Source organism: Pseudomonas syringae group sp. J309-1 (assembly GCF_032582135.1).
Lineage (GTDB): Bacteria > Pseudomonadota > Gammaproteobacteria > Pseudomonadales > Pseudomonadaceae > Aquipseudomonas > Aquipseudomonas quasicaspiana.
This window is the reverse complement of sequence record NZ_JAWHNU010000023.1, coordinates 60,900-81,713: the sequence shown is the minus strand read 5'-3', so window position 1 is coordinate 81,713 and position 20,814 is coordinate 60,900. Positions and strand designations below refer to the sequence as shown.

The 20,814-nt window shown below is 57.6% G+C and carries 22 protein-coding genes; 5 read left to right on the top strand and 17 right to left on the bottom strand.

Annotated features, from left to right (window positions below; translation table 11 throughout):
* Window positions 1-277 precede the first annotated feature (277 nt).
* On the bottom strand, window positions 278-1,045 hold the full coding sequence (locus RX972_RS14640; protein ID WP_027900028.1) for a TerC family protein: 768 nt from the start codon (window positions 1,043-1,045) through the stop codon (window positions 278-280).
* An 87-nt stretch (window positions 1,046-1,132) separates the two neighbouring features.
* Window positions 1,133-2,440 (bottom strand): CitMHS family transporter, encoded by a 1,308-nt coding sequence (locus tag RX972_RS14635; protein ID WP_099270300.1) that lies wholly within the window; start codon window positions 2,438-2,440, stop codon window positions 1,133-1,135.
* Between the two features lie 329 nt (window positions 2,441-2,769).
* On the opposite strand from RX972_RS14635, the gene RX972_RS14630 reads away from it, so the two are divergent.
* Window positions 2,770-3,171, top strand: coding sequence for a GFA family protein (locus RX972_RS14630; protein ID WP_099270299.1), 402 nt, complete (start codon window positions 2,770-2,772; stop codon window positions 3,169-3,171).
* 150 nt (window positions 3,172-3,321) lie between these two features.
* Here the strand turns inward: RX972_RS14630 and RX972_RS14625 are convergent, their stop codons facing one another.
* The 6 genes from RX972_RS14625 to exbB all read right to left on the bottom strand — a co-directional run bounded on the left by RX972_RS14625 (window position 3,322) and on the right by exbB (window position 10,058).
* Window positions 3,322-4,719 carry an aminoacyl-tRNA deacylase and HDOD domain-containing protein gene (locus RX972_RS14625; RefSeq protein ID WP_231676984.1) on the bottom strand — a complete coding sequence of 466 codons (1,398 nt, stop codon included), beginning with the start codon at window positions 4,717-4,719 and terminating at the stop codon, window positions 3,322-3,324.
* Between the two features lie 87 nt (window positions 4,720-4,806).
* Window positions 4,807-6,882 carry an ATP-dependent DNA helicase RecG gene (recG, locus tag RX972_RS14620; protein ID WP_316876367.1) on the bottom strand — a complete coding sequence of 692 codons (2,076 nt, stop codon included), beginning with the start codon at window positions 6,880-6,882 and terminating at the stop codon, window positions 4,807-4,809.
* Between the two features lie 8 nt (window positions 6,883-6,890).
* On the bottom strand, window positions 6,891-7,814 hold the full coding sequence (locus RX972_RS14615; RefSeq protein WP_027900033.1) for a hydrogen peroxide-inducible genes activator: 924 nt from the start codon (window positions 7,812-7,814) through the stop codon (window positions 6,891-6,893).
* Between the two features lie 91 nt (window positions 7,815-7,905).
* Window positions 7,906-8,649, bottom strand: a complete 744-nt coding sequence (locus RX972_RS14610) for an energy transducer TonB (RefSeq protein WP_316876365.1) — start codon at window positions 8,647-8,649, stop codon at window positions 7,906-7,908.
* A complete protein-coding gene (gene exbD / locus RX972_RS14605; RefSeq protein WP_027900035.1) occupies window positions 8,646-9,071 on the bottom strand; it encodes a TonB system transport protein ExbD in 426 nt (141 codons plus the stop codon). Before exbD ends, RX972_RS14610 begins: the two co-directional genes overlap by 4 nt.
* A gap of 3 nt (window positions 9,072-9,074) precedes the next feature.
* Window positions 9,075-10,058, bottom strand: coding sequence for a tonB-system energizer ExbB (gene exbB / locus RX972_RS14600; RefSeq protein ID WP_316876363.1), 984 nt, complete (start codon window positions 10,056-10,058; stop codon window positions 9,075-9,077).
* A gap of 216 nt (window positions 10,059-10,274) precedes the next feature.
* Here exbB and RX972_RS14595 point away from each other — a divergent pair, with 216 nt between their 5' ends.
* On the top strand, window positions 10,275-11,129 hold the full coding sequence (locus RX972_RS14595; protein ID WP_316876362.1) for an NAD-dependent epimerase/dehydratase family protein: 855 nt from the start codon (window positions 10,275-10,277) through the stop codon (window positions 11,127-11,129).
* Between the two features lie 102 nt (window positions 11,130-11,231).
* Here RX972_RS14595 and RX972_RS14590 read toward each other — a convergent pair whose 3' ends face one another.
* From RX972_RS14590 to RX972_RS14565, 6 genes are all read right to left on the bottom strand, one after another.
* Window positions 11,232-11,966: a hypothetical protein gene (locus RX972_RS14590; RefSeq protein ID WP_316876360.1), complete on the bottom strand. Its 735-nt coding sequence runs from the start codon at window positions 11,964-11,966 to the stop codon at window positions 11,232-11,234.
* Window positions 11,967-12,018: 52 nt separating this feature from the next.
* Complete coding sequence (locus RX972_RS14585) at window positions 12,019-12,399, bottom strand: RidA family protein (protein WP_087271644.1); 381 nt, start codon at window positions 12,397-12,399, stop codon at window positions 12,019-12,021.
* A gap of 24 nt (window positions 12,400-12,423) precedes the next feature.
* On the bottom strand, window positions 12,424-14,529 hold the full coding sequence (gene spoT, locus RX972_RS14580) for a bifunctional GTP diphosphokinase/guanosine-3',5'-bis pyrophosphate 3'-pyrophosphohydrolase (protein WP_099270295.1): 2,106 nt from the start codon (window positions 14,527-14,529) through the stop codon (window positions 12,424-12,426).
* A gap of 60 nt (window positions 14,530-14,589) precedes the next feature.
* Window positions 14,590-14,853 carry a DNA-directed RNA polymerase subunit omega gene (rpoZ, locus tag RX972_RS14575; RefSeq protein ID WP_002551500.1) on the bottom strand — a complete coding sequence of 88 codons (264 nt, stop codon included), beginning with the start codon at window positions 14,851-14,853 and terminating at the stop codon, window positions 14,590-14,592.
* A 147-nt stretch (window positions 14,854-15,000) separates the two neighbouring features.
* The gene (gene gmk / locus RX972_RS14570) at window positions 15,001-15,621 is read right to left on the bottom strand and encodes a guanylate kinase (RefSeq protein WP_027900041.1); all 621 of its coding nucleotides are present in this window, start codon (window positions 15,619-15,621) and stop codon (window positions 15,001-15,003) included.
* A 13-nt stretch (window positions 15,622-15,634) separates the two neighbouring features.
* On the bottom strand, window positions 15,635-16,498 hold the full coding sequence (locus tag RX972_RS14565) for a YicC/YloC family endoribonuclease (RefSeq protein ID WP_099270293.1): 864 nt from the start codon (window positions 16,496-16,498) through the stop codon (window positions 15,635-15,637).
* Window positions 16,499-16,783: 285 nt separating this feature from the next.
* On the opposite strand from RX972_RS14565, the gene rph reads away from it, so the two are divergent.
* Together rph and RX972_RS14555 are read left to right on the top strand one after the other, a co-directional pair.
* Window positions 16,784-17,506, top strand: coding sequence for a ribonuclease PH (rph, locus tag RX972_RS14560; protein ID WP_027900043.1), 723 nt, complete (start codon window positions 16,784-16,786; stop codon window positions 17,504-17,506).
* 25 nt (window positions 17,507-17,531) lie between these two features.
* Window positions 17,532-17,900, top strand: a complete 369-nt coding sequence (locus RX972_RS14555) for a DUF4870 domain-containing protein (RefSeq protein ID WP_027900044.1) — start codon at window positions 17,532-17,534, stop codon at window positions 17,898-17,900.
* Window positions 17,901-18,139: 239 nt separating this feature from the next.
* Here the strand turns inward: RX972_RS14555 and ycaC are convergent, their stop codons facing one another.
* Window positions 18,140-18,766, bottom strand: coding sequence for an isochorismate family cysteine hydrolase YcaC (gene ycaC / locus RX972_RS14550; protein ID WP_027901532.1), 627 nt, complete (start codon window positions 18,764-18,766; stop codon window positions 18,140-18,142).
* Between the two features lie 171 nt (window positions 18,767-18,937).
* The gene (locus tag RX972_RS14545; RefSeq protein ID WP_316876317.1) at window positions 18,938-19,501 is read right to left on the bottom strand and encodes a TetR/AcrR family transcriptional regulator; all 564 of its coding nucleotides are present in this window, start codon (window positions 19,499-19,501) and stop codon (window positions 18,938-18,940) included.
* A gap of 159 nt (window positions 19,502-19,660) precedes the next feature.
* Here RX972_RS14545 and RX972_RS14540 point away from each other — a divergent pair, with 159 nt between their 5' ends.
* Entirely contained in the window at window positions 19,661-20,317 is a 657-nt protein-coding gene (locus tag RX972_RS14540) for a glutathione S-transferase (protein ID WP_316876378.1), read from the top strand.
* A gap of 129 nt (window positions 20,318-20,446) precedes the next feature.
* Here the strand turns inward: RX972_RS14540 and RX972_RS14535 are convergent, their stop codons facing one another.
* Window positions 20,447-20,797 carry a DUF6124 family protein gene (locus RX972_RS14535; protein ID WP_316876316.1) on the bottom strand — a complete coding sequence of 117 codons (351 nt, stop codon included), beginning with the start codon at window positions 20,795-20,797 and terminating at the stop codon, window positions 20,447-20,449.
* Between the last annotated feature and the right edge of the window lie 17 nt (window positions 20,798-20,814).

Sequence of the window (20,814 nt, the reverse complement as noted above, 5' to 3'; positions counted from 1 at the left end):
ATCATCTGTAATTGCCCCTTCGCGAATGAATTCGCTCCCACCAGAACCGCATTTACACTGCACGAACTGCGATTGCAGGCAAAAAAAAGAACGCGATCCCTGTGGTAGCGAATTTATTCGCGATAGGCCGGTACATCCGATGGATATTTATCATCTGTAATTGCCCCTTCGCGAATGAATTCGCTCCCACCAGAACCGCATTTACACTGCACGAACTGCGATTGCATGCAAAAAAAGGGGCGCATCAGTGCGCCCCTTTTTTCAGTGACACACCGGCTTACTGGCCCGGCACGTCCTTACGCAGTTTTACAGGCTCGCTTTGTGCCTTCTTCTTCGCATGCGCAACGCGCATTTTGATATTGATGGCTTCAACAGCAAGCGAGAACGCCATGGCGAAGTACACGTAGCCTTTAGGCACATGCACGTCGAACGCTTCGGCGATCAATACGGTACCGACGACGATCAGGAACGACAGCGCCAACATCTTCAACGATGGGTGCTTCTCGATGAAGTCGCTGATGGTGCCTGCGCACAACATCATCACCAGAACGGCAACCACGATGGCCGCAACCATGACCGGCACGTGGGACACCATGCCGACAGCAGTGATCACTGAGTCCAGCGAGAACACGATGTCGATGATAGCGATCTGGATGATGGTGTAGATGAACTTGCCACCTTTGCCACCTGGTTCGTCTGTCGACTCTTCTTCGCCTTCCAGACCGTGGTAGATCTCTTGCGAGCTTTTCCACAGCAGGAACAGACCACCGAAGAACAGGATCAGGTCGCGACCCGAAATCCCTTGGCCCATGACGACGAACAGGTCAGCGGTAAGGCGCATGACCCATGTGATCGACAGCAGCAACAGGATGCGCGTGACCATGGCCAGCGCCAGACCGAAAATCCGGGTGCGCGCCTGCATATGCTTGGGCATGCGGCTGACCAGAATCGAGATCATGATGATGTTGTCGATGCCCAGGACGATTTCCAGGGCAGTCAGGGTAAAGAAAGCAATCCATATTTCAGGATTGGTCAGCCATTCCATTTTGTAATCCTTTGAGCGTTTAAACTTTTGCGGCCCAGACCCGACGATGAAGACCGGGGCATGGGCCGCAAAACAAGTGAGCCGACTTTATAGACTGCTGTAGAAAGGAAAGATCCCCATCAGCAAAGCGGCGACCATTATGCACAGGCAAACCAGAACTGCCCACTTCAAGGTGAAGCGCTGGTGATCACCAAATTCGATACCGGCCAGAGCTACCAGCAGGTAAGTCGAAGGAACCAGCGGGCTGAGCAAGTGAACCGGCTGACCGACGATGGAGGCACGGGCCATTTCCACCGGGGAAATACCGTAGTGAGCAGCCGCTTCAGTCAGTACCGGCAACACGCCAAAGTAGAACGCGTCGTTGGACATGAAGAAGGTGAACGGCATGCTGACCAGAGCAGTAATGACCGCAAGGTACGGGCCCATTGCGTCCGGAATCACTGCCAACAGGCTCTTGGACATGGCATCAACCATGCCGGTGCCGGTCAGAATGCCGGTAAAGATACCTGCGGCGAAAATCAGGCCGACCACTGACAGCACGCTACCAGCGTGAGCCGCCACACGATCTTTCTGATCCTGCATGTTCGGGTAGTTGATGATCATCGCGATGCTGAACGCAATCATGAACAGGACTGGCAGCGGCAACACGCTCATGATCAGAGAGATCATCAGCAACAGAGTCAGCGCACCGTTGAACCAGATCATCTTCGGACGACGGGCATCCGGAAACTGCGAAACACTGATTTCGCTGTGATCGGCTTCATCGCCCTGCAGATGGAGTTCGCCCAAACGAGCACGCTCACGCTTGCCATAGAAGTAGGCGATCAACAGAAGTGCAACCACACCGGCGAACATGGCAGGAATCATCGGTACGAAAATATCGGACGCTTCCACATGCAGCGCACTGGCTGCGCGGGCGGTCGGCCCACCCCATGGGGTCATGTTCATGATGCCGCCTGCCAGAATGATCAGGCCGGCCATGATCCGTGGGCTCATGCCGATGCGGCTGTAGAGCGGCAGCATGGCTGCGACGCAGATCATGTAAGTCGTTGCGCCGTCACCGTCCAGAGAAACCACCAGTGCCAGCACCGCAGTGCCCACCGATACTTTCATCGGGTCGCCTTTGACCCACCTCAGAATCTGACGCACGGCCGGGTCAAACAGCCCCGAGTCGATCATCAAGGCGAAGTACAGAATGGCGAACATCAGCATGACGCCGGTCGGCGCAAGCTTGGTGATACCAGCCAGCATCATTGGGCCGATTTCGGTAGCGAAACCGCCAAAGATGGCGAACAGGATCGGCACCAGAATCAGGGCAATCAGCGCGGAAAGACGCTTGCTCATGATCAGGTACATGAAAGCAATGACCATGGCAAAGCCGAGGAAGGTCAACATAGTAAATACTCCAGGCGGTACGCGATTGGCTAAGGCGAAAGGCTAATCAGCTCAAAAAGAGCGGCGCAGGGAGTGGGGGCGAAAGCGGGGAATGCAGCAAGGCACTAGAGCACATCAGGGTCACCATTTGTTGTTGTTAACTGGGCCTTAGTACGTTGTGAAACGCACAGGTGGCTGACCGGTCTGTTGCCGGCGGTGAGCTGATCCTAATCGGCCAAGCTTTCATTCAGCTTTCGCCGCTGAAACCTTTGAGCGTTAGTTTTTAATGACGAATGCGAGCCTGAACGGTCAGAACTCCATCAGCACGTCTAGCACAAGGGAAAAGGGATATGGGCCAGATCACTACCGGCGGATGCCATTGCGGCAACCTGCGTTATCAGTTCGATGCGCCACTGCAAGACATCGCTCACTGTCACTGTTCCATATGCCGTCGCACGTCGGGCGGCATTGTCATGACCTGGATTTCAGTGCCGGTCAGTTCATTTGAATGGACCGAGGGCAGCCCCGCGACCTACGACTCCGGCCCGACCTGTGTGCGCTACTTCTGCAATAACTGCGGGGCGCAACTGGCTCTGCTCTCGCGCAACAGCCCGGAAGAGATAGACGTTACCGTCGCCACCTTCGATCACCCGGAGCTGGCACCTGCGGACCGCCATATCTGGACGGACAATCGCCTGCCGTGGCTGCATCTGGATGAGCAGTTGCCTGGGGAGGCGGAGGAGACAGTTTGACAAGAACCTGTTGGAGCAATACTCAATATTGAGCGTGTAAGGTGAATATTAACTGTAGGAGCGCGCTTGCCCGCGATTGCGTCAGGTCAGTCGACGAAGATGTCAGCTGACTGTCCGGGTCGGTCGCAGGCAAGCGCGCTCCTACAGGAATCAGCTAGAAAACTGCGAAGCCAGTTCCCGTAGCAGCACTTCGGCTTCAAGCACCTTGCGCACTGACTCTTCTGCTTTTTCGCGGCTCAGGCTCAAGCGGGCGAACAGTTCGTCGGGGATATCTTCCTTGGGACCCGAACCGATGCCGTTCTGGCGTAGCAGACGTACCGAAAGATAAACCAGGTTGGCGTAGGCGCTGTGCTCTCCGTCATAAGTTGGGTCGTGCTGGAAGCGCAGGGCTGTGCATAACTCATCCGGCATGTCCCAGTAGCGCATCAACCAAGAGCCCATCTGCTCACGGCTGATCCCCAGCAAATGTTGCTCCACAAAGCTGTGATGCAAGTGCGGGTTAACTTCGAGCTGGCGGCAGATCAGCGAGAAATGCGGCGGGAACACGTGGGCCAGCAGCAAATAACCGAAGTTATGCAGCAGACCCGCCAGGTACGTCAGGCCCGCTTCCGGGCGCTGTGCGCGAGGCATCGCACGGGTCAGGCCTTCAATGACAGCGGCGGTATAAATCGACTGCTGCCAGTAAGGCGTGGTCTGTTGCGGGTGATCCTTGGGCAGGCTGAGGGTTTTGCCCAAGGCCAGGCCCAGTGCCAGGTTGATGACCAGATCAAACCCGAGCACGCGCACGATGGCGTCTTCAACCGAGCGGATCTTGCCGGTCGACGCGTAGTAAGGCGATGCCGCCCAGCTCACGACTTGAGCAGCCAGCGCCGGATCGGTCTCGACAACGCCGGTAATGTCATCAATGGTCGCATCGGGATCGACCCGCAGCTTGATGATCTTCTGCGCGGTTTCGGCCAGCGGCGGGATTTCCAGGGTCGCTTCCAGACGCTGCTGGATACGGCGCGCCGTGAAGGCTTGCATGGCCTGAGTAATTTCTTCGCGATCATCATCAGGACGATCGAGGTTGGGATGAATAGTGCTCAGCAGCTCACCAAAATGAGCGGCGCTGGCCTTGTTCAACATGGTCTTGAAGTCGTCGCTGCTGATTTCCAGCAAGACGCCGGGCTCACCCGAGCCTATCAGCACCGAAGGCTCTTGCAGCAAACGATCATCGTACAGGCACGGCGAGCTGGTCAGGGCAGGCAAGCCCGGCAGCACTTGCAGGCTGTGCTTGGCCAGCATCTTCAGCATGCGCGAGTGCGGCACGGCCACCAGCTTGCGACCGGTCAGCTCAGTGATGCGGCTGAGGTCCAGCAATTGGCTTTGCGGGAAAAGGATCAGAAGTGCGCCAACGGCATCCTCGACCAGGACGGCCTGGACTCTTCGTGCTGCTGGCAGGTGCGGGGATTCATCGACCTCGCGGTAGCTGATCGCTAGTTTGCCAAGCAACTGCCGAATGACGGACGGGGCGTGAGGCGCTTCATCGACGTGGGCAACTTCTGTCATGACGGGTATCCAATTTCCTACAGTCGCTGAAGTATAACCAGCTTGGATGTTTCCGGTGTGATGCGATCATCAAAGCGACGATTTGCATCACACCTGGCCGTATTGCTGGCCGTGACGTAACCAGCGCTCCAGGAGTGGGCTGACATGTTGCGGCCAGCGTTCGATCAGGGCTTGAGCCGCATCACGTACGGCAGGCAACAGGTCTGCGTCGCGCATCAGGTCGGCCACTTTGAATTGCAGCAGCCCGGTTTGCCGGGTGCCCAGCATCTCGCCGGGGCCGCGCAATTCCAGATCCTTCTCGGCAATCACAAAGCCGTCGTTGGTTTCACGCATGATGCCCAACCGCTGGCGGCCTATTTGCGAAAGCGGAGGATGGTAAAGCAGCACGCAATGGCTGACGGCGCTGCCACGTCCGACCCGGCCGCGCAGCTGGTGCAGTTGAGCCAGCCCCAGTCGTTCAGGGTTCTCGATGATCATCAGGCTGGCATTGGGCACATCCACGCCAACCTCGATCACGGTCGTCGCCACCAGCAATTGCAGCGCGCCCTGCTTGAACTCGGCCATGACGGCAGCCTTTTCAGCCGGCTTCATACGGCCGTGAATCAAGCCAACGCGGAATTCACCCAATGCACTGGTCAACTCTTCGAAGGACGTTTCCGCCGCCTGACACGTCAGCTCTTCGGACTCTTCGATCAATGTGCAGACCCAATACGTCTGCCGACCTTCGGCACAGGCCGCACGCACGCGCTCAATCACTTCGATACGCCGGGAGTCGACCACCAGCACCGTGTTGACCGGGGTACGTCCGGGCGGCAGCTCATCAAGGATTGACGTATCCAGATCCGCGTAGGCGCTCATCGCCAGCGTGCGTGGAATCGGTGTGGCGGTCATGATCAACTGGTGCGGACACATCAGGCCACCAACGCCTTTCTTGCGCAGGGCCAGACGTTGCTGCACACCGAAGCGGTGCTGCTCGTCGATAATCACCAAGGCGAGATTCTTGAAATGCACTTCGTCCTGGAACAGCGCATGAGTGCCGACCACCATGGGCGTGCCGCCCGCGATCTGCTCCAGCGAGCTGACCCGAGCTTTGCCCTTGAGCTTGCCCGCCAGCCAGGCAGTTTCAATGCCCAGTGGTTCCAGCCAGCGCTTGAAGTTGATGTAGTGCTGCTCGGCAAGAATCTCGGTCGGTGCCATCAGCGCGACCTGGTAACCAGCCTCCAGCGCCTGAAGCGCGGCCAGGGCAGCTACCACGGTTTTGCCCGCGCCCACATCGCCCTGAATCAAACGCAGCATGGGCTCCGGCCGGCTCAAATCGTAGGCCACTTCCTTGCCGACGCGCTGCTGGGCTCCAGTGGGCGGGAAGCCAAGATTGGCGAGAAACTGCTTCGGAAGCTTCTTGGCCAGCGGCAACGCCGGAGCACGCTGCGAACGCAGGCTTTCGCGTAAACGCTGCTGGGAAAGCTGATGGGTCAGCAGCTCTTCAAACGCCAACCGATGCTGGGCCCAGTGATGGCCGAGGGCGAGCTCTTCAACATCGGCGTCTGCAGGCGGATGGTGCAGATAGCGAATCGCATCATCCAGCGGCGCAAGCTGATAATCCCGGGCGAGCTCCTCAGGCAGCCAGTCGGGCAGACTTTTCGGCCCAAGCAGGGTCAGCGTTTGCTGGCTCAACTGGCGCAAGCGCTGCTGAGTCAGGCCTTCGGTCGTGGGGTAGATCGGCGTGAGCGTTTGCTCCACGGGAGCGGGTTCGCTGCCGGTCAGCGCACGGTATTCCGGGTGATAGATTTCCAGACCTGATGCGCCGGGCCGGGCCTCACCGAAACAGCGGATGTGGGTGCCGCGCTTGAGCGCATCTTTCTGCGCGTTACTGAAGTGATAAAACCTGAGGCTAAGGCTTCCAGTGCCATCGTTCAGACGCACCAGCAGGCTACGCCGCTTGCCCATGACGACATCAGCGCCGCTGACCGTTCCTTCAATCACCGCGTCCTGGCCGGGACGCAACTGACCGATAGGCACAACACGGGTGCGGTCCTGATAGCGCAGCGGCAAGTGAAACAGTACGTCCTGCAGATTTTCCAGACCGACCTTGGCGAGCTTCTCGGCCATGGCCTCGCCGACACCCTTCAGCGCGGTGACCGAGACTTGAGACAACTCGCTCATGGGACCACTCAGCTCGCTTGGGTTTTCGGACGTGCCACCGAGCACAGACGCACGGAGTCAGCGAGGATCTCGATCGCCTTGGGCCGCGGGAAGCTGGCGCGCCAGGCAATCGCTACTGTGCGGAACGGAACCGGTGGCGTCAGCGGACGCACTTCAATCACGCCAGGCGCGTAGTGATGGCTGTCCACCGCCGACATCGGCAGGATCGAAATCCCCAGGCCAGAAGCAACCATGTGGCGAATGGTTTCCAGGGAGCTGGATTCCACCGTCGTGTGCTTGGCACCTTCGCTGCCCTTGGTCAGGGTCGGGCAAGCCTCAAGCACCTGATCACGGAAGCAATGACCTTCGCCCAGCAGCAACAGGCTCTTGTCGTTGAGCGCCGAGGCGTCGATGGTTTCTTTCTGAGTCCATGGGTGATCTGCAGGCATCAGGACGTAGAACGGCTCGTCATAAAGCTGCATGGTCAGCACGTCGGCTTCATTGAACGGCAGGGCGATGATGATCGCATCCAGCTCACCGTTACGCAGTTTGTCGCGCAGCACGTGAGTGAAGTTTTCTTCGATATACAACGGCATTTGCGGGGCGACCCGGTGCAGTTGCGGAATCAAATGCGGGAACAGGTAAGGGCCGACGGTGTAGATCGCACCGACTTTGAGTGGCGCGGTCAGCTGGTTTTTGCCAGCCTGGGCCAACTCACGGATGCCTTGGGCTTGTTCCAGAACCTTTTGTGCCTGAGCGACGATGCCTTCACCCACGGGGGTCAGACGCACGGCACTCTTGCTGCGCTCAAAAATAAGCACACCCAGTTCATCTTCAAGCTTTTTGACGCCCACCGACAATGTCGGCTGACTGACGTGACAGCGTTCAGCAGCGTGGCCGAAGTGCTGTTCCTGAGCGAGGGTAACGATGTAGCGCAATTCTGTGAGAGTCATAACGTGCGTCCATGAAGTTGCGGCCCCAGCATAGCGGCTGCAATCGATAGACGCACGTTATCAAGTAACTGCGTTGTATCAAAATTACGAGTTAACGCCGATCAAGTGAATAAACGAACGGCGCCAGGATCTCGATAGTGCCATTGTTCAGCGTTTCCGCTGGCGGTTTAGGCAATGGCTGGGCACGACGGATCATCTCCATGGTGGCCCTGTCCAGCGAAGGACTGCCTGAACTGCCTGCAATCGAATACGACAAAACGTTGCCATCGGCATCGACCACAAAGCGCAAGCGAGCGACCCCTTGCATACCGCGACGGCGAGCATCTTCCGGGTACTTCTTGAACTTGGCCAGATGCTTCAACAAATCACCCTGCCAAGTTGGCAGCGCATTGCTTGGCGGTGCTGGCTGACTGGGTGGCGTTGGCGCAGCCGATTTCTCGACCTTGGCTGTCGTTGGCGGTGTATCGATTTGCTTCTCGTCGGCTGGTAAATCCTTCGGAGGCTCAGGCTTTTTCACCGGCTTTGGCGGCTGAGGTTTTGGCTTCGGCTTGACCACCGGCTTGGGCACAGCAATTTCTGCCTTTTCGACTTCAGCCACCTTGGGAATGATTTCTTCCTCGGGGGCTGGAGGTTGAGGCGGCTGAACCACTTGCGGTGGCGGCGGTGGGGCCGGTTCTGGCTCAGGTGCCAACTCCACCATCATGGCCGCCGGCGGCAACTCGATGGCCTGGGATGCAGGCCATCGGAGTGCGACCACGATCGCGATGGCATGCACGGCCAGCACCAACAACAGACTACCGCTATAGCGCGTCAGTTTTTGGCGCGTACTGATCATTTCTTACCAACCGTCTCGAGACCGACCAGACCGACTTTGAGGTAGCCCGCAGAGCGCAGGGCATTCATCACTTCCATCAGGTCACCGTAATCCACGCCTTTATCGGCCTGGAAGAAGATCGTGGTGTCCTTTTTGCCCTTGGTTCGGGCGTCGAGGATCTGACCCAACTGCTCAGGAGCGACTTTGTCGTCGCCCAGGTACAAACTCTGATCGGCCTTGACGCTGAGGAACACTGGTTTCTCGGGCCGGGGCTGCGGCTTGGCGGTCGAGGCGGGCAGGTCGACTTTGATATCAACCGTCGCCAAAGGCGCTGCCACCATGAAGATGATCAACAGGACCAACATGACGTCGATGAACGGCGTTACGTTGATTTCGTGGTTTTCGGCGAGATCGTCGTCGCCTTCTTTCAGATGCATGCCCAAGGTTTAGCCCACCTTGACCATGTGTGGCGACTGAGCACGGTCGGCAGTTGGCTGGTGATCAAGATCACGGCTGACCAACAGCAGAACCTGCGCCGACGCATCGGAAACCTGTGCCTTGTAACCGGCGATGGAGCGAGCGAAGACGTTGTAGATAACCACCGCAGGAATCGCAGCAACCAGACCCAGTGCCGTCGCCAGCAGAGCCTCGGCGATACCCGGCGCAACGACAGCAAGGTTGGTGGTCTGGGTTTTGGCAATACCGATGAAGCTGTTCATGATGCCCCACACGGTACCGAACAGACCTACGAACGGCGCGGTCGAACCGATGGTGGCCAGAACGCCGGTGCCCATGCTCATATTACGGCCGCACGCAGCAACCAGACGCTCGAGGCGGAAGCTCACACGTTCTTTAATGCCTTCACGCTCGCGGCTGTTCACCGACAAGCGCATCTCTTCCATGGCGTCATGGACGAGCAGGTTGGCCAGCGTACCTTCCTTGGCAGCGCTTTCGCTGGCTTCGGACAGGGTGCGGGCCTTTTTCAGGTTGGCGATCTCGGTGCGCAGACGACGCTTGGCACCCAGCAATTCGAAACCCTTGGCGATCCAGATAGTCCAGGTAATGATCGATGCGATCGCCAGGCCGATCATGACGGCTTTAACGATGATGTCTGCGTTCTGGTACATACCCCAAGGCGACAGGTCGTGGGACATGCCGAGGCTGTTATCCTCGGGCTCGACAATCGCGGGGCCTTCAACCGGCGCCGCGCCTTCCTGAGCAACCGGTGCAGTGGTTTGCGACGACGGCGCAGTGGTCGTCGCCGGAGCAGTTGCTGGCGCCGGGGCGGCGGCTGGATTAGCGGGAGCAGCCTGACCAGCGAAAGCAGCAGGTGCAAGCATCAGGCTCAGCAGCAGTGCTGCGATACCACGCCATGCACGCGGCAGGCTGGGTAGCTGGGTTGGCGAAGCGGAGGAGGTAGTACGTGTCATGCTGGCCGGACCTGAGTAAAGAAGAAGGTGGGTCGCTCTGCTACGTCGCGCTATGCGTTCGACGTCAGGAGGAGAACAAACGGGCCGGTATTATTGCAAGTAATTCTTGTTAACAAAAGTAATAGAGTATCTTTTTTTCCATCATACGCATCTGGCGGGTCAGCTTTTGCCCATGTTTCAGGCCGTCTGGCCCGCCTTGTTTGTAGGGAGTTCATCATGTCTAAACCTTCTGTCCTGATCGCTGGCTGCGGCGATATTGGAAGTCGTCTGGCCACACAGATGCTGTCTTCAGGCTGGGTGGTTCATGGCCTGCGGCGTACTATTGCACTGCTGCCCGATGGCGTGAACGGCGTGGCTGGCGACCTGTTCAGCCCGACCATTCCTGCCACCTGGCCCAACACGGCCATCGACTATCTGGTGTATTGCGCCACGCCCACCGAGCGTGATGAGACCGGCTACCGGGCCGCGTATGTCGAAGGCCAGCAGCGGGTGCTTCAGTGGTTGAAAGAGCGAGGCCAGCAGCCGAAACGGATTATTTTCGTGTCCAGCAGCGGTGTTTATGGCCAGCAAAACGGGGAGTGGGTTGACGAAACATCGCCAACGGAAGCCGACACCTTCTCGGGCAAGATCATGCTGGAGGCCGAGCAAGTGGCGCTGAATAGCGGCTTCCCGGCCAGCATTGTGCGCCTGACCGGCATTTACGGCCCCGATCGCAATGATCTGTCGAATCGGGTGCGCCAGGGTTACAGCGTGGCAATCGACCCGCCTTTATATGGCAACCGGATACACGCCGACGACGCCGCGGGATTGTTGGCTTTGCTGCTGAAGGCAGACGCTCAGGGTGTCGCGCTTGAGGATTGCTACATTGGCGTGGACGATGCGCCCGTACCGCTGGCTGAGGTCGTGCAATGGATACGTGAATATCTGGGCGTGACGCATTGGGCCGAAGGCGCCGCCGTGCGCCGGGCGGGCAGCAAACGATGCAGTAATGCGAGGGCTAAAGCACTGGGCTGGATGCCGAGGTATCCGACTTATAAGGAAGGGTATGAGGTGTTGCTGAAGGCTGATTGAACGAAGATCTTGTAGGAGCTGCCGAAGGCTGCGAAATCAGTATGCCTGACACACCATTATTCGCAGCCTTCGGCAGCTCCTACAGAAAAACCGTGTTGCTGATCAATTCAACTCAAGCAACCAGCGACGCGGGCCTGGGCGGAGCTCTGGCATCTGGTCAGCTTCTGCGGCATTGACGGCCTGGAAAATCTCCAGTTGCTTGCCTTTGCGGGAGAAGATCCACGGGTTGCCCTGCTCGTTCTTTTCCAGCCACATGCTGTCGTACTCGCCACTCATGGCTGCGCAATCGCCAGCCAGGCACAACGCGTAACGATCATTGTCCGGCAAGCCCTGAATGCTGCCATCCGGCTTGAATTGCACGGTATTGCCCTGGCCATCGCCATTGACGATGGTCCATTTGCCGCCCATGTAGGCGTTGTACAACGCAGCTTCGAAGCTGGCACCGGTCGGCGCACCTTCGGCAGCAGGGGTTTTCGGCTTTTCGAAACGCTGCTCAGGACCTGACTCGCTGGCCGCTTGAACCAGGTCGTCGCCCTTGACCTGCAGGTCTTCGACAAAGTTGTAATAGTCGATGCGCAACTTGCCGTCGGCGGCGCTGGTGATTTTACCTTCGCCCACTTCAAAGCCGTTGGAGTACAAGGCCTGGCTGGTTTTGGTATCGATCTGCCATTCCAGATTCGGGCCGTTGGCAAGCAGTGCCTGGCGCAGGTTGTCGCCTTTTACGGCGGCTTCGATAGCCGCTTGATTGATCCACGTGCCGTCAGGATTGCGGTCGGCGTGGCTGGCACAGCCGCTCAAAAAAACGGCCGTCAGCGAGAGGGCAAGCGCGAAGCGCATAACAGGTCCTTCCTTAATCAGCTGCAGCGGGGCTGCGAGCCCCGCGGGAGTGTTATTCGATGACGAGAATCGCGTCCATCTCGACCTGCGAACCACGCGGCAATGCGGCAACACCAATGGCGGCGCGGGCCGGGTATGGCTGCTCGAAGTATTTGCCCATGATTTCGTTGACCGTGGCGAAGTTGCCCAGGTCGGTCAGGAAGATGTTCAGCTTGACGATGTCCTTGAACGAACCGCCCGCAGCTTCGGCAACCGACTTCAGATTTTCAAAGACCTGGACGACCTGGGCTTCGATGCCTTCAACCAGTTCCATGGTTTTAGGGTCGAGTGGAATTTGCCCGGACATGTAGACGGTATTGCCAGCTTTGATCGCCTGAGAGTAAGGGCCGATGGCCGCAGGGGCTTTGTCGCTGGTGATTACGGTCTTGGTCATGAAGAACTCCTGTTGAATGATTGGCTACGCACGCATGCGGGTAATTCGAATGACCCCGGCCAAGGCACGCAGTTTTCGGATGACTCGGGCCAGATGCACACGGTCATGCACACTGACCACCAGCTGGACGACGCTGATGCGGCCATCGCGCTCGTCCATGCTGATTTTCTCGATATTGCCGTCGGCGGCGTTGACGCTGCTGGCCAGCAGGGCGATCAAGCCGCGCTGATGCTCCAGCTCGACGCGCAATTCGACATTGAATTCGCCGGTAACGTCCTTGGCCCAGGACAGCTGAATGCACTTTTCCGGGTTGTGGCGGATTTCACTGATATTGCGGCAGTTGTCCAGGTGAACAACCATGCCTTTGCCCGCCGATAGATGACCCACAATCGGGTCGCCCGGGATCGGCGTGCAGCACTTGGCGTAACTGAGCACCAGGCCTTCTGTGCCACGAATTGCCAGCGGACCTTCGGTGCCAGGCAACTGATCGCCTTCGCCCAGCAGTCGACGAGCGACCACATAAGCCATGCGATTGCCGAGGCCGATATCTTCGAGGAGGTCTTCAATGACCTCGACCCGGTATTCGGCCAGCACCGGCTGAACGCGCTCGGCGGGGATTTTTTCCAGACTGCTTTCGAAGCCGTTCAACACCTTATTAAGCAGACGCTCGCCCAGACTGATGGACTCGGAGCGACGCTGCAGCTTGAGTGCGTGACGAATGTGCGTACGCGCCTTGCCGGTGACGACAAAGTTAAGCCACGCAGGATTCGGACGGGCGCCCGGCGCGCTGACAATCTCCACAGTCGAGCCGCTCTGCAAGGGTTCAGACAGCGGCGCCAGTCGACGATTGATCCGACACGCAATACAGCTGTTGCCCACGTCAGTGTGGACAGCATAAGCAAAGTCGACCGCCGTGGAGCCTTTAGGCAGCTCCATGATCCGGCCTTTAGGCGTGAAGACATAGACCTCGTCCGGGAACAGGTCGATCTTCACGCTCTCGATGAATTCCAGAGAGTTGCCGGCGCGCTGCTGCATTTCCAGCACGCCCTTGACCCACTGACGAGCACGGGCGTGGGTGCCCTTGGGCACTTCGTCATCCGAAGATTTGTACAGCCAGTGCGCAGCGATCCCGTTGTTGGCCATCTCTTCCATTTCACGGGTGCGGATCTGGATTTCAATGGGCACGCCATGCATGCCGAACAACGTGGTGTGCAACGACTGATAGCCGTTGGCCTTGGGGATCGCGATGTAATCCTTGAAGCGGCCGGGCAGGGGCTTGTACAAATTATGTACAGCGCCCAGCACGCGGTAGCAGGTGTCGACCTTGTCAACGATGATGCGGAACGCGTAGACATCCATGATTTCATTGAAGGCGCGACGCTTGCCGCGCATCTTCTTGTAGATGCCGTACAGGTGTTTCTGCCGCCCGCTGACTTCGCCTTCGATTTCATCCACCGCCAGGCAATGGCTCAGGGAGTCTTCGATCTTGTTGACGAGCTCTTTGCGATTGCCCCGGGCGCGCTTGACCGCCTGCCCAATCCGCGAGGAGCGCATCGGGTACATGGCCTTGAAACCGAGGTCTTCGAATTCGATACGGATGCTGTGCATACCCAGCCGATTGGCGATGGGTGCATAGATTTCCAGGGTTTCCTTGGCGATGCGTCGGCGTTTTTCTCCAGACAACACTTCAAGCGTGCGCATGTTATGCAGGCGGTCAGCGAGCTTGACCAGGATCACGCGGATATCGCGCGCCATGGCCATGGCCATCTTCTGGAAGTTTTCAGCCTGGGCTTCGGCTTTGGTCTCGAAATTCATCTGGGTCAGCTTGCTGACCCCGTCGACCAATTCAGCCACGGTCTCGCCGAACTGCGCGCAAAGCGCCTCTTTGGCTATACCGGTGTCTTCAATGACGTCATGCAGCATGGCAGCCATCAGGCTTTGATGGTCCATGTGCATATCGGCAAGAATGTTCGCCACCGCAAGAGGATGCGTGACGTAAGCTTCACCGCTGCGACGGCGCTGGCCGTCGTGGGCTTGCTCGGCGTAGAAATACGCGCGGCGGACCAGATTTACCTGTTCCTTGCCGAGATAGGTCGAAATACGATCGGCGAGGGCGTCTATGCTCGGCAAGGCGCTACCCCCTGCCAATGACTTTTACCCTGCGCCGTACTACGTCGACACGGCATAGGCTTAGACGGCCTCGTTGGACTCGTCTTCGAACGCCGCGAACAATGGTTCATCTTCAACGATTTCAGCTTCTGCGATTACAGCGTAATCCATCAGGCCGGCTGCGATTTCGCGCAGTGCCATAACGGTAGGCTTGTCATTTTCCCACGCCAGCTTTGGTTCTTTGCCGCCGGTAGCCAGTTGACGGGCACGCTTTGTAGAGAGCATGACCAGCTCAAAGCGGTTATCCACGTGTTCTAGGCAGTCTTCAACGGTTACGCGGGCCATGGGTATTCCTCGTAGCAAATGCGGATGCGCGATGCCCGGATGGGCGAGCGGACTCGGTAGTTTACAAGCTGCAAGCCATAAGCTTCAAGCGCCAAGCCACGAGCGGTATTATTTAGCTCGCCGCCCATGGCGCTCAAAGCCCCTGTTTCAGGCCAGTAATTGCTCAAGCAGACCGCTGAAACGCTGCTGCTGATGGGTCTGCGTCAACAGGTTGGCCCGGAAAATCGCCTTGAGATCTTCCAGCGCCGAGGCGAAGTCATCGTTGATCACGATGTAGTCGTATTCGGCGTAATGGCTCATTTCGCTGACCGCTTCACGCATCCGCCCCTCGATGATCTCATCGCTGTCCGTCCCACGATTGGTCAGGCGCTGACGCAATGCCTGCTGGGTCGGCGGCAAAATGAAGATCGAGCGCGCATCAGGCATGACTTTGCGTACCTGCTCGGCACCTTGCCAGTCGATTTCCAGAATCAGGTCATGACCTTCGTCCAGGGTCTGCTGCAAGCGGCTCTGGGAAGTGCCGTACATATTGCCGAAAACTTCCGCCTGCTCAAGGAAATCACCGTGCTCGATCATGCGCACAAATTCAGCGCGATCAACAAAGTGATAGTTCACGCCGTCGACTTCGCCCGGACGCATGGCTCGGGTGGTGTGCGAAACGGAAACCCGAATCTGTGGCTGCGCGTTGACCAGGGCGTTGACCAGACTGGTCTTGCCTGCACCCGAGGGTGCGGAAACGATGTAGAGGGTGCCGGTGCTGTGTGTCATGTCGAAATTAGCCTTACTCAATATTCTGGACTTGTTCGCGCATCTGCTCGATCAACACTTTGAGGTTGACCGCAGCCTGGGTACTGCGCGGATCGAAAGCTTTGGAGCCGAGGGTATTGGCCTCGCGGTTGAGTTCCTGCATCAGAAAATCCAGCCGGCGCCCAGCCTGACCGCCTGCCTTGAGCACGCGACGCACTTCCGTGACGTGGGTGTTGAGGCGATCGAGTTCTTCGGCCACATCGCTTTTCTGGGCCAGCAGAACCATTTCCTGCTCAAGGCGCTGCGGATCAAGCTCGGCCTTCATGTCGGCGAAGCGATCCAGCACCTTCTGACGCTGGGTCGCCAGCATCTGCGGCACCAGACTTTTCAGGGTCGAAACCTCGGTGGTGATGGAATCCAGACGCTCATTGAGCAATTTGGCCAGATCGGCACCTTCGCGACCCCTACCGTTTTTCAACTCGGCCAAGGCTTCATTGAACAGCGTCAGGGCCTCTTTGTTGAGGGCTTGCGGGTCAACAGCATCACCCACCAGAACGCCAGGCCAGGCCAGTACCTCCAGGGGATTCAAGGCAGCGGGCTGTTTGATCAGGCTGGCCACGATTTCCGCAGCAGCAACCAGCTGACCGGCGCGCTCGCGATCAACCTGCAGCGGCTTGCCAGCGGTTTCTTCAACGAAACGCAGTGTGCATTCCACTTTGCCACGGGACAGGCCCTGACGCAGCGCTTCGCGGATCGCACTTTCCAGGTCGCGAAAGGACTCCGGCAGACGCAGATGCGGCTCCAGATAGCGATGATTCACCGAGCGTAGCTCCCAGCTCAGTGTGCCCTGAGTACTGGCCCGTTCGACCCGGGCAAAAGCCGTCATGCTGTGGACCATGGGAATACCTCTGTAATTCGGTGAACAGAATATGCCGCGATCCGCGATAACTGGATGTCACGAAAAACGACAGTCTGTAAAGGCGCAGGATTGTAGCGCAGTGCGGCCCCTGCCCCCAATCCACTAATGCGACATGCGATGCATGGCATTTGCTCAACCGCCCAAACGCCTGAATCAGAGCCCTGCCAGCCCAACGGTTTGGCATCCAATGGTTTTAGATGTGCCCAGCGCCGACTTGCGCCTCTATAATGCTCGGCAGTTTTCCGTCTCAGTACAGGTATCCAGATGAAACGTCCAAGTGGTCGCGCCGCCGATCAGCTCCGCTCGATCCGCATCACCCGCAACTACACCAAGCACGCCGAGGGTTCTGTGCTGGTCGAGTTCGGTGACACCAAAGTGATCTGCACGGTCAGCGTCGAAAATGGCGTACCTCGCTTCCTCAAAGGCCAGGGCCAAGGCTGGTTGACCGCAGAATACGGCATGCTGCCGCGCGCAACCGGCGAGCGTAACCAGCGCGAAGCCAGCCGCGGTAAACAAGGCGGCCGCACCCTGGAAATTCAGCGTTTGATCGGTCGCTCACTGCGCGCCGCACTGGACATGTCCAAGCTGGGCGACGTTACGCTGTACGTCGATTGCGATGTCATCCAGGCTGATGGCGGCACCCGCACAGCGTCCATCACTGGCGCCATGGTCGCCCTGGTTGATGCGCTGAAAGTAATCAAGAAACGTGGCGGCCTCAAAGGCGGCGACCCGCTCAAGCAAATGATCGCCGCCGTTTCGGTTGGCATGTATCAGGGCGAGCCGGTTCTTGACCTGGACTATCTTGAAGACTCAGCAGCCGAGACTGACCTCAACGTGGTCATGACCAGCTCGGGCGGCTTCATTGAGGTTCAGGGCACTGCCGAAGGCGCTCCGTTCCAGCCTGAAGAGCTCAACGCAATGCTGGCATTGGCGCAAAAAGGCATGACCGAATTGTTCGAACTGCAGACCGCCGCACTGGCCGACTGATCAAAGCAGCCAGCAGGAGACGAATATGAGTGACAGCCAAATGCCCGTTCCAGCACCCAGCTCGGAAGCTCGCCAATGGGCGATGTTCTGTCACTTTGCTGCGTTCCTCGGCATGATCTTCCCGTTCGGCAACCTGCTGGGCCCGCTGATTCTGTGGCAGCTCAAGAAGGATTCCGATCCGTTCATTGATGCTCACGGCAAGGAAGCACTGAATTTTCAGATCACGGTTTCGCTAGCCATAGTCGCGTGCTTCTTTCTGATGCTGCTGGTCATCGGCTTCGCGCTGATAGGCCTCGTAGGCGTCGGCGCACTGGTGCTGACGATCATTGCCGGCATCAAGGCGAATGAAGGCGTGGCGTATAGGTATCCGTTTACGTGGCGGTTGATCAAATAAGCAACGCTCCCACAGGGGATCCGCGCCTATTATCACAAACGAAAAAGCCCGCTCAAAAACGTAATGCTGTTCACTTAAGCATTTGAGTCAGGCCCAGCTTTACAGAGAAACCGATGTCAGACCCTGGCATCGGTTTTTTTATGCACATTCAGCAGTGATGCCAGCAGTTAATCCGGTATCGGTAGCAGAACAGCATTAAGCTCAAAAACAGGCTTTGTCTTTTACTCACTATCCCTTGATCAACGAGCCGTCAGCGCCGAGTAGCTGTTCATCAAGTTGCGATAGTTCGGGATACGCTGGGACAGCAGGTTACCCAAACCTTCGATATCGTTGCGCCAGTCACGTTGCAGCTCACAGGCCACCGAGAACCAGTTCATCATCTGTGCGCCCGCTTGGGTCATACGGTTCCATGAGGCTTGCTGCACGGTCGTATTAAACGTGCCGGAAGAGTCAGTCACCACAAACACATCAAACCCTTCAGCCAGTGCCGACAGCGTCGGGAACGCAACACAAACATCCGTCACCACACCGGCAATGATCAGTTGCTTGCGGCCCGTCGCCTTGATCGCCTTGACGAAGTCTTCGTTGTCCCAAGCGTTGATCTGACCAGGGCGAGCGATGTATGGCGCGTCCGGGAACATCTCTTTCAACTCAGGGACCAGCGGGCCATTTGGACCTTGTTCGAAGCTGGTAGTCAGGATGGTTGGCAGTTCGAAGAACTTGGCCACATCAGCCAGGGCAAGCACGTTGTTCTTGAACTCGTTCGGGGTGAAGTCCTGCACCAGCGAGATCAAACCAGTCTGGTGGTCGACCAGCAGAACTACAGCGTCGTCTTTGTTCAGGCGGTTGTAAGTGGCGTTAGTCATGGCGGAATCCTTTATCGAAGTAGTTAGTAATTAGTGGCGTCGCTCAATGTGAGGCCAGATTAATGGTCTTCGAATAAAGGATAAATCTGCTGAACGGCGTTTTACTGTCAACTCAAAAGAGACAATACACCCACACTTGAACGTCAGGGATGATCGGCCTTGAAGGATTACTTACGCTGGCAGAAGCCCAGCGGATTGATAGCTTTCGATGAGAGCATCGAACAGCGAGATATCTGAACGGCTCCGCGCCAACAACTGCGCGCCCGAAACAGCAGCATAAATGGCTCGCGCGCGCCCTTCGACTTGCTCGGCACTGATCAGACCTGCAGCCGTCAACGCCTTGCTCAACCATGCCACGTTGACATCGCCATAGACCTGAACCTCGGTCTTCACCCCTTCCGGCAAATCGTCATATTCAGCGGCCATGAAACTGCACAGGCACAAGCGGTTATCGTTCGCGAGGGACTGACGAAAGATATCGGGATAGTGACGCAGCGAATCAGCCGCATCCGGCGCCTCGGCCAGCATGGCCTCCAGAGTCGCGGCAGTGTCTTCCCAGTAACGTCGGGCAACTGCGGCGCCCAGATCAGCCTTGCTCGGGAAGTGGTAATAGATGCTCGCACTCTTGATACCCACGACCTGCGCCAGATCACGGAAATTCAAGCCGCTGTAACCATGCGCCTGCGCAGCCTGTTTGGCAGCGGCCAGGATGGCTTCCCGATGGTTTGAGCTCACGTCACTGCCTCACGGTTTCGTTGGCTGGGCATCTTAAGCGACTAAAGGCCTTGACCGAGATAATATTAGCGCATAAATTCTACCTACCAACTGATAGGTAGACAGGAATTTCCCATGACTTCCAACGCGTCAACATTCGACCCAAGCACCCTGCCCATGATGAAAATCTATGACTGGCACACCGGCCCTTACCCGGCCCGCGTGCGTATCGCCATTGCAGAAAAGAACCTGCAATCACAGGTTCAGTTTGAATCCGTTGATCTCTGGAAAGGCGAACACAAAAAGCCCGATTTCCTCGCCAAGAACTATTCCGGCACCCTGCCCGTGCTTGAGCTGAACGACGGCACCCTCATCGCCGAATGCACCGCCATCACCGAGTACCTGGACAACCTGGACGGCAGCCCCAGCCTCACTGGCAATACGCCAAAGGAAAAAGGCGTGATCCACATGATGAGCAAGCGGGCCGAACTGGAACTACTCGACGCCGTCAGCGTTTACTTCCACCACGCCACACCGGGCCTCGGCCCAGACGTGGAGCTCTACCAGAACGCCGAGTGGGGTTTTCGCCAACGGGACAAAGCCCTGCGCGGCATGCAGTACTTTGATTCGATACTGCAAAAACAACCTTTCGTAGCTGGTGAAAGCTTCTCGATGGCCGACATCACCGTCATTGGCGGCCTGATCTTTGCCGGGCTGGTGGAGCTTGAAATCCCTGCGGAACACAAAGCGCTTAAGGCTTGGTACGCGAAAGTGCAGGAACGTCCGAGCGTGCAGAACCGGATTACGATGTCTGAGCCAGCAGCAGCGGTTGTTTAAATCGAAGTGACGTTGGATGACACATAAAAACGCCGCCCTTCATAAGGCGGCGTTTTCGTGGGGGGCATCCGAAGGATATATATCAGCGAATGCTGCTGATTAAGTCAGAACTGTGAACCTAGAAACACTTCATACGCTGCACTTCTTCTCAAGCACTGAGTCAACCAGCGTGTGTGCCATTTCAGCAAGATGCACAGCCGCGAGAGCCAGCTTTCTGCGCGAACCATTCAGGTTCTCGGCAGTTTCGTAGCTAGTTGCAATCACGCTTTGGAGTAATTCGCAGGCAGTGGTTAGCGCTTCCTCCGCAGATAAGTCCGGACTGGCTGTAAATAAGCTTTGCGGCACATCTAGGATTGGTTTCTGACCACCAGGCACATTGGCATCCCAGTGCTCTTGCGCTAACTGAGCGGCAGCTTCGTCGCTGATTCGCTCAGGATGCAAAGCATGCGGAGGTGGTGGATCCGGCGTAATTTTGACCATGATTAAAAATTCCTAAC

Coding starts and splice junctions, on each gene's coding strand:
- rpoZ (WP_002551500.1), bottom strand. CDS start 14,853: ATGGCCCGCGTAACCGTTGAAGACTGCCTAGAACACGTGGATAACCGC.
- gmk (WP_027900041.1), bottom strand. CDS start 15,621: ATGACACACAGCACCGGCACCCTCTACATCGTTTCCGCACCCTCGGGT.
- RX972_RS14635 (WP_099270300.1), bottom strand. CDS start 2,440: ATGTTGACCTTCCTCGGCTTTGCCATGGTCATTGCTTTCATGTACCTG.
- RX972_RS14590 (WP_316876360.1), bottom strand. CDS start 11,966: ATGCGCTTCGCGCTTGCCCTCTCGCTGACGGCCGTTTTTTTGAGCGGC.
- RX972_RS14640 (WP_027900028.1), bottom strand. CDS start 1,045: ATGGAATGGCTGACCAATCCTGAAATATGGATTGCTTTCTTTACCCTG.
- RX972_RS14585 (WP_087271644.1), bottom strand. CDS start 12,399: ATGACCAAGACCGTAATCACCAGCGACAAAGCCCCTGCGGCCATCGGC.
- RX972_RS14540 (WP_316876378.1), top strand. CDS start 19,661: ATGAAAATCTATGACTGGCACACCGGCCCTTACCCGGCCCGCGTGCGT.
- RX972_RS14565 (WP_099270293.1), bottom strand. CDS start 16,498: ATGGTCCACAGCATGACGGCTTTTGCCCGGGTCGAACGGGCCAGTACT.
- RX972_RS14535 (WP_316876316.1), bottom strand. CDS start 20,797: ATGGTCAAAATTACGCCGGATCCACCACCTCCGCATGCTTTGCATCCT.
- RX972_RS14630 (WP_099270299.1), top strand. CDS start 2,770: ATGGGCCAGATCACTACCGGCGGATGCCATTGCGGCAACCTGCGTTAT.
- RX972_RS14610 (WP_316876365.1), bottom strand. CDS start 8,649: ATGATCAGTACGCGCCAAAAACTGACGCGCTATAGCGGTAGTCTGTTG.
- RX972_RS14625 (WP_231676984.1), bottom strand. CDS start 4,719: ATGACAGAAGTTGCCCACGTCGATGAAGCGCCTCACGCCCCGTCCGTC.
- recG (WP_316876367.1), bottom strand. CDS start 6,882: ATGAGCGAGTTGTCTCAAGTCTCGGTCACCGCGCTGAAGGGTGTCGGC.
- ycaC (WP_027901532.1), bottom strand. CDS start 18,766: ATGACTAACGCCACTTACAACCGCCTGAACAAAGACGACGCTGTAGTT.
- exbB (WP_316876363.1), bottom strand. CDS start 10,058: ATGACACGTACTACCTCCTCCGCTTCGCCAACCCAGCTACCCAGCCTG.
- RX972_RS14595 (WP_316876362.1), top strand. CDS start 10,275: ATGTCTAAACCTTCTGTCCTGATCGCTGGCTGCGGCGATATTGGAAGT.
- RX972_RS14555 (WP_027900044.1), top strand. CDS start 17,532: ATGAGTGACAGCCAAATGCCCGTTCCAGCACCCAGCTCGGAAGCTCGC.
- rph (WP_027900043.1), top strand. CDS start 16,784: ATGAAACGTCCAAGTGGTCGCGCCGCCGATCAGCTCCGCTCGATCCGC.
- RX972_RS14615 (WP_027900033.1), bottom strand. CDS start 7,814: ATGACTCTCACAGAATTGCGCTACATCGTTACCCTCGCTCAGGAACAG.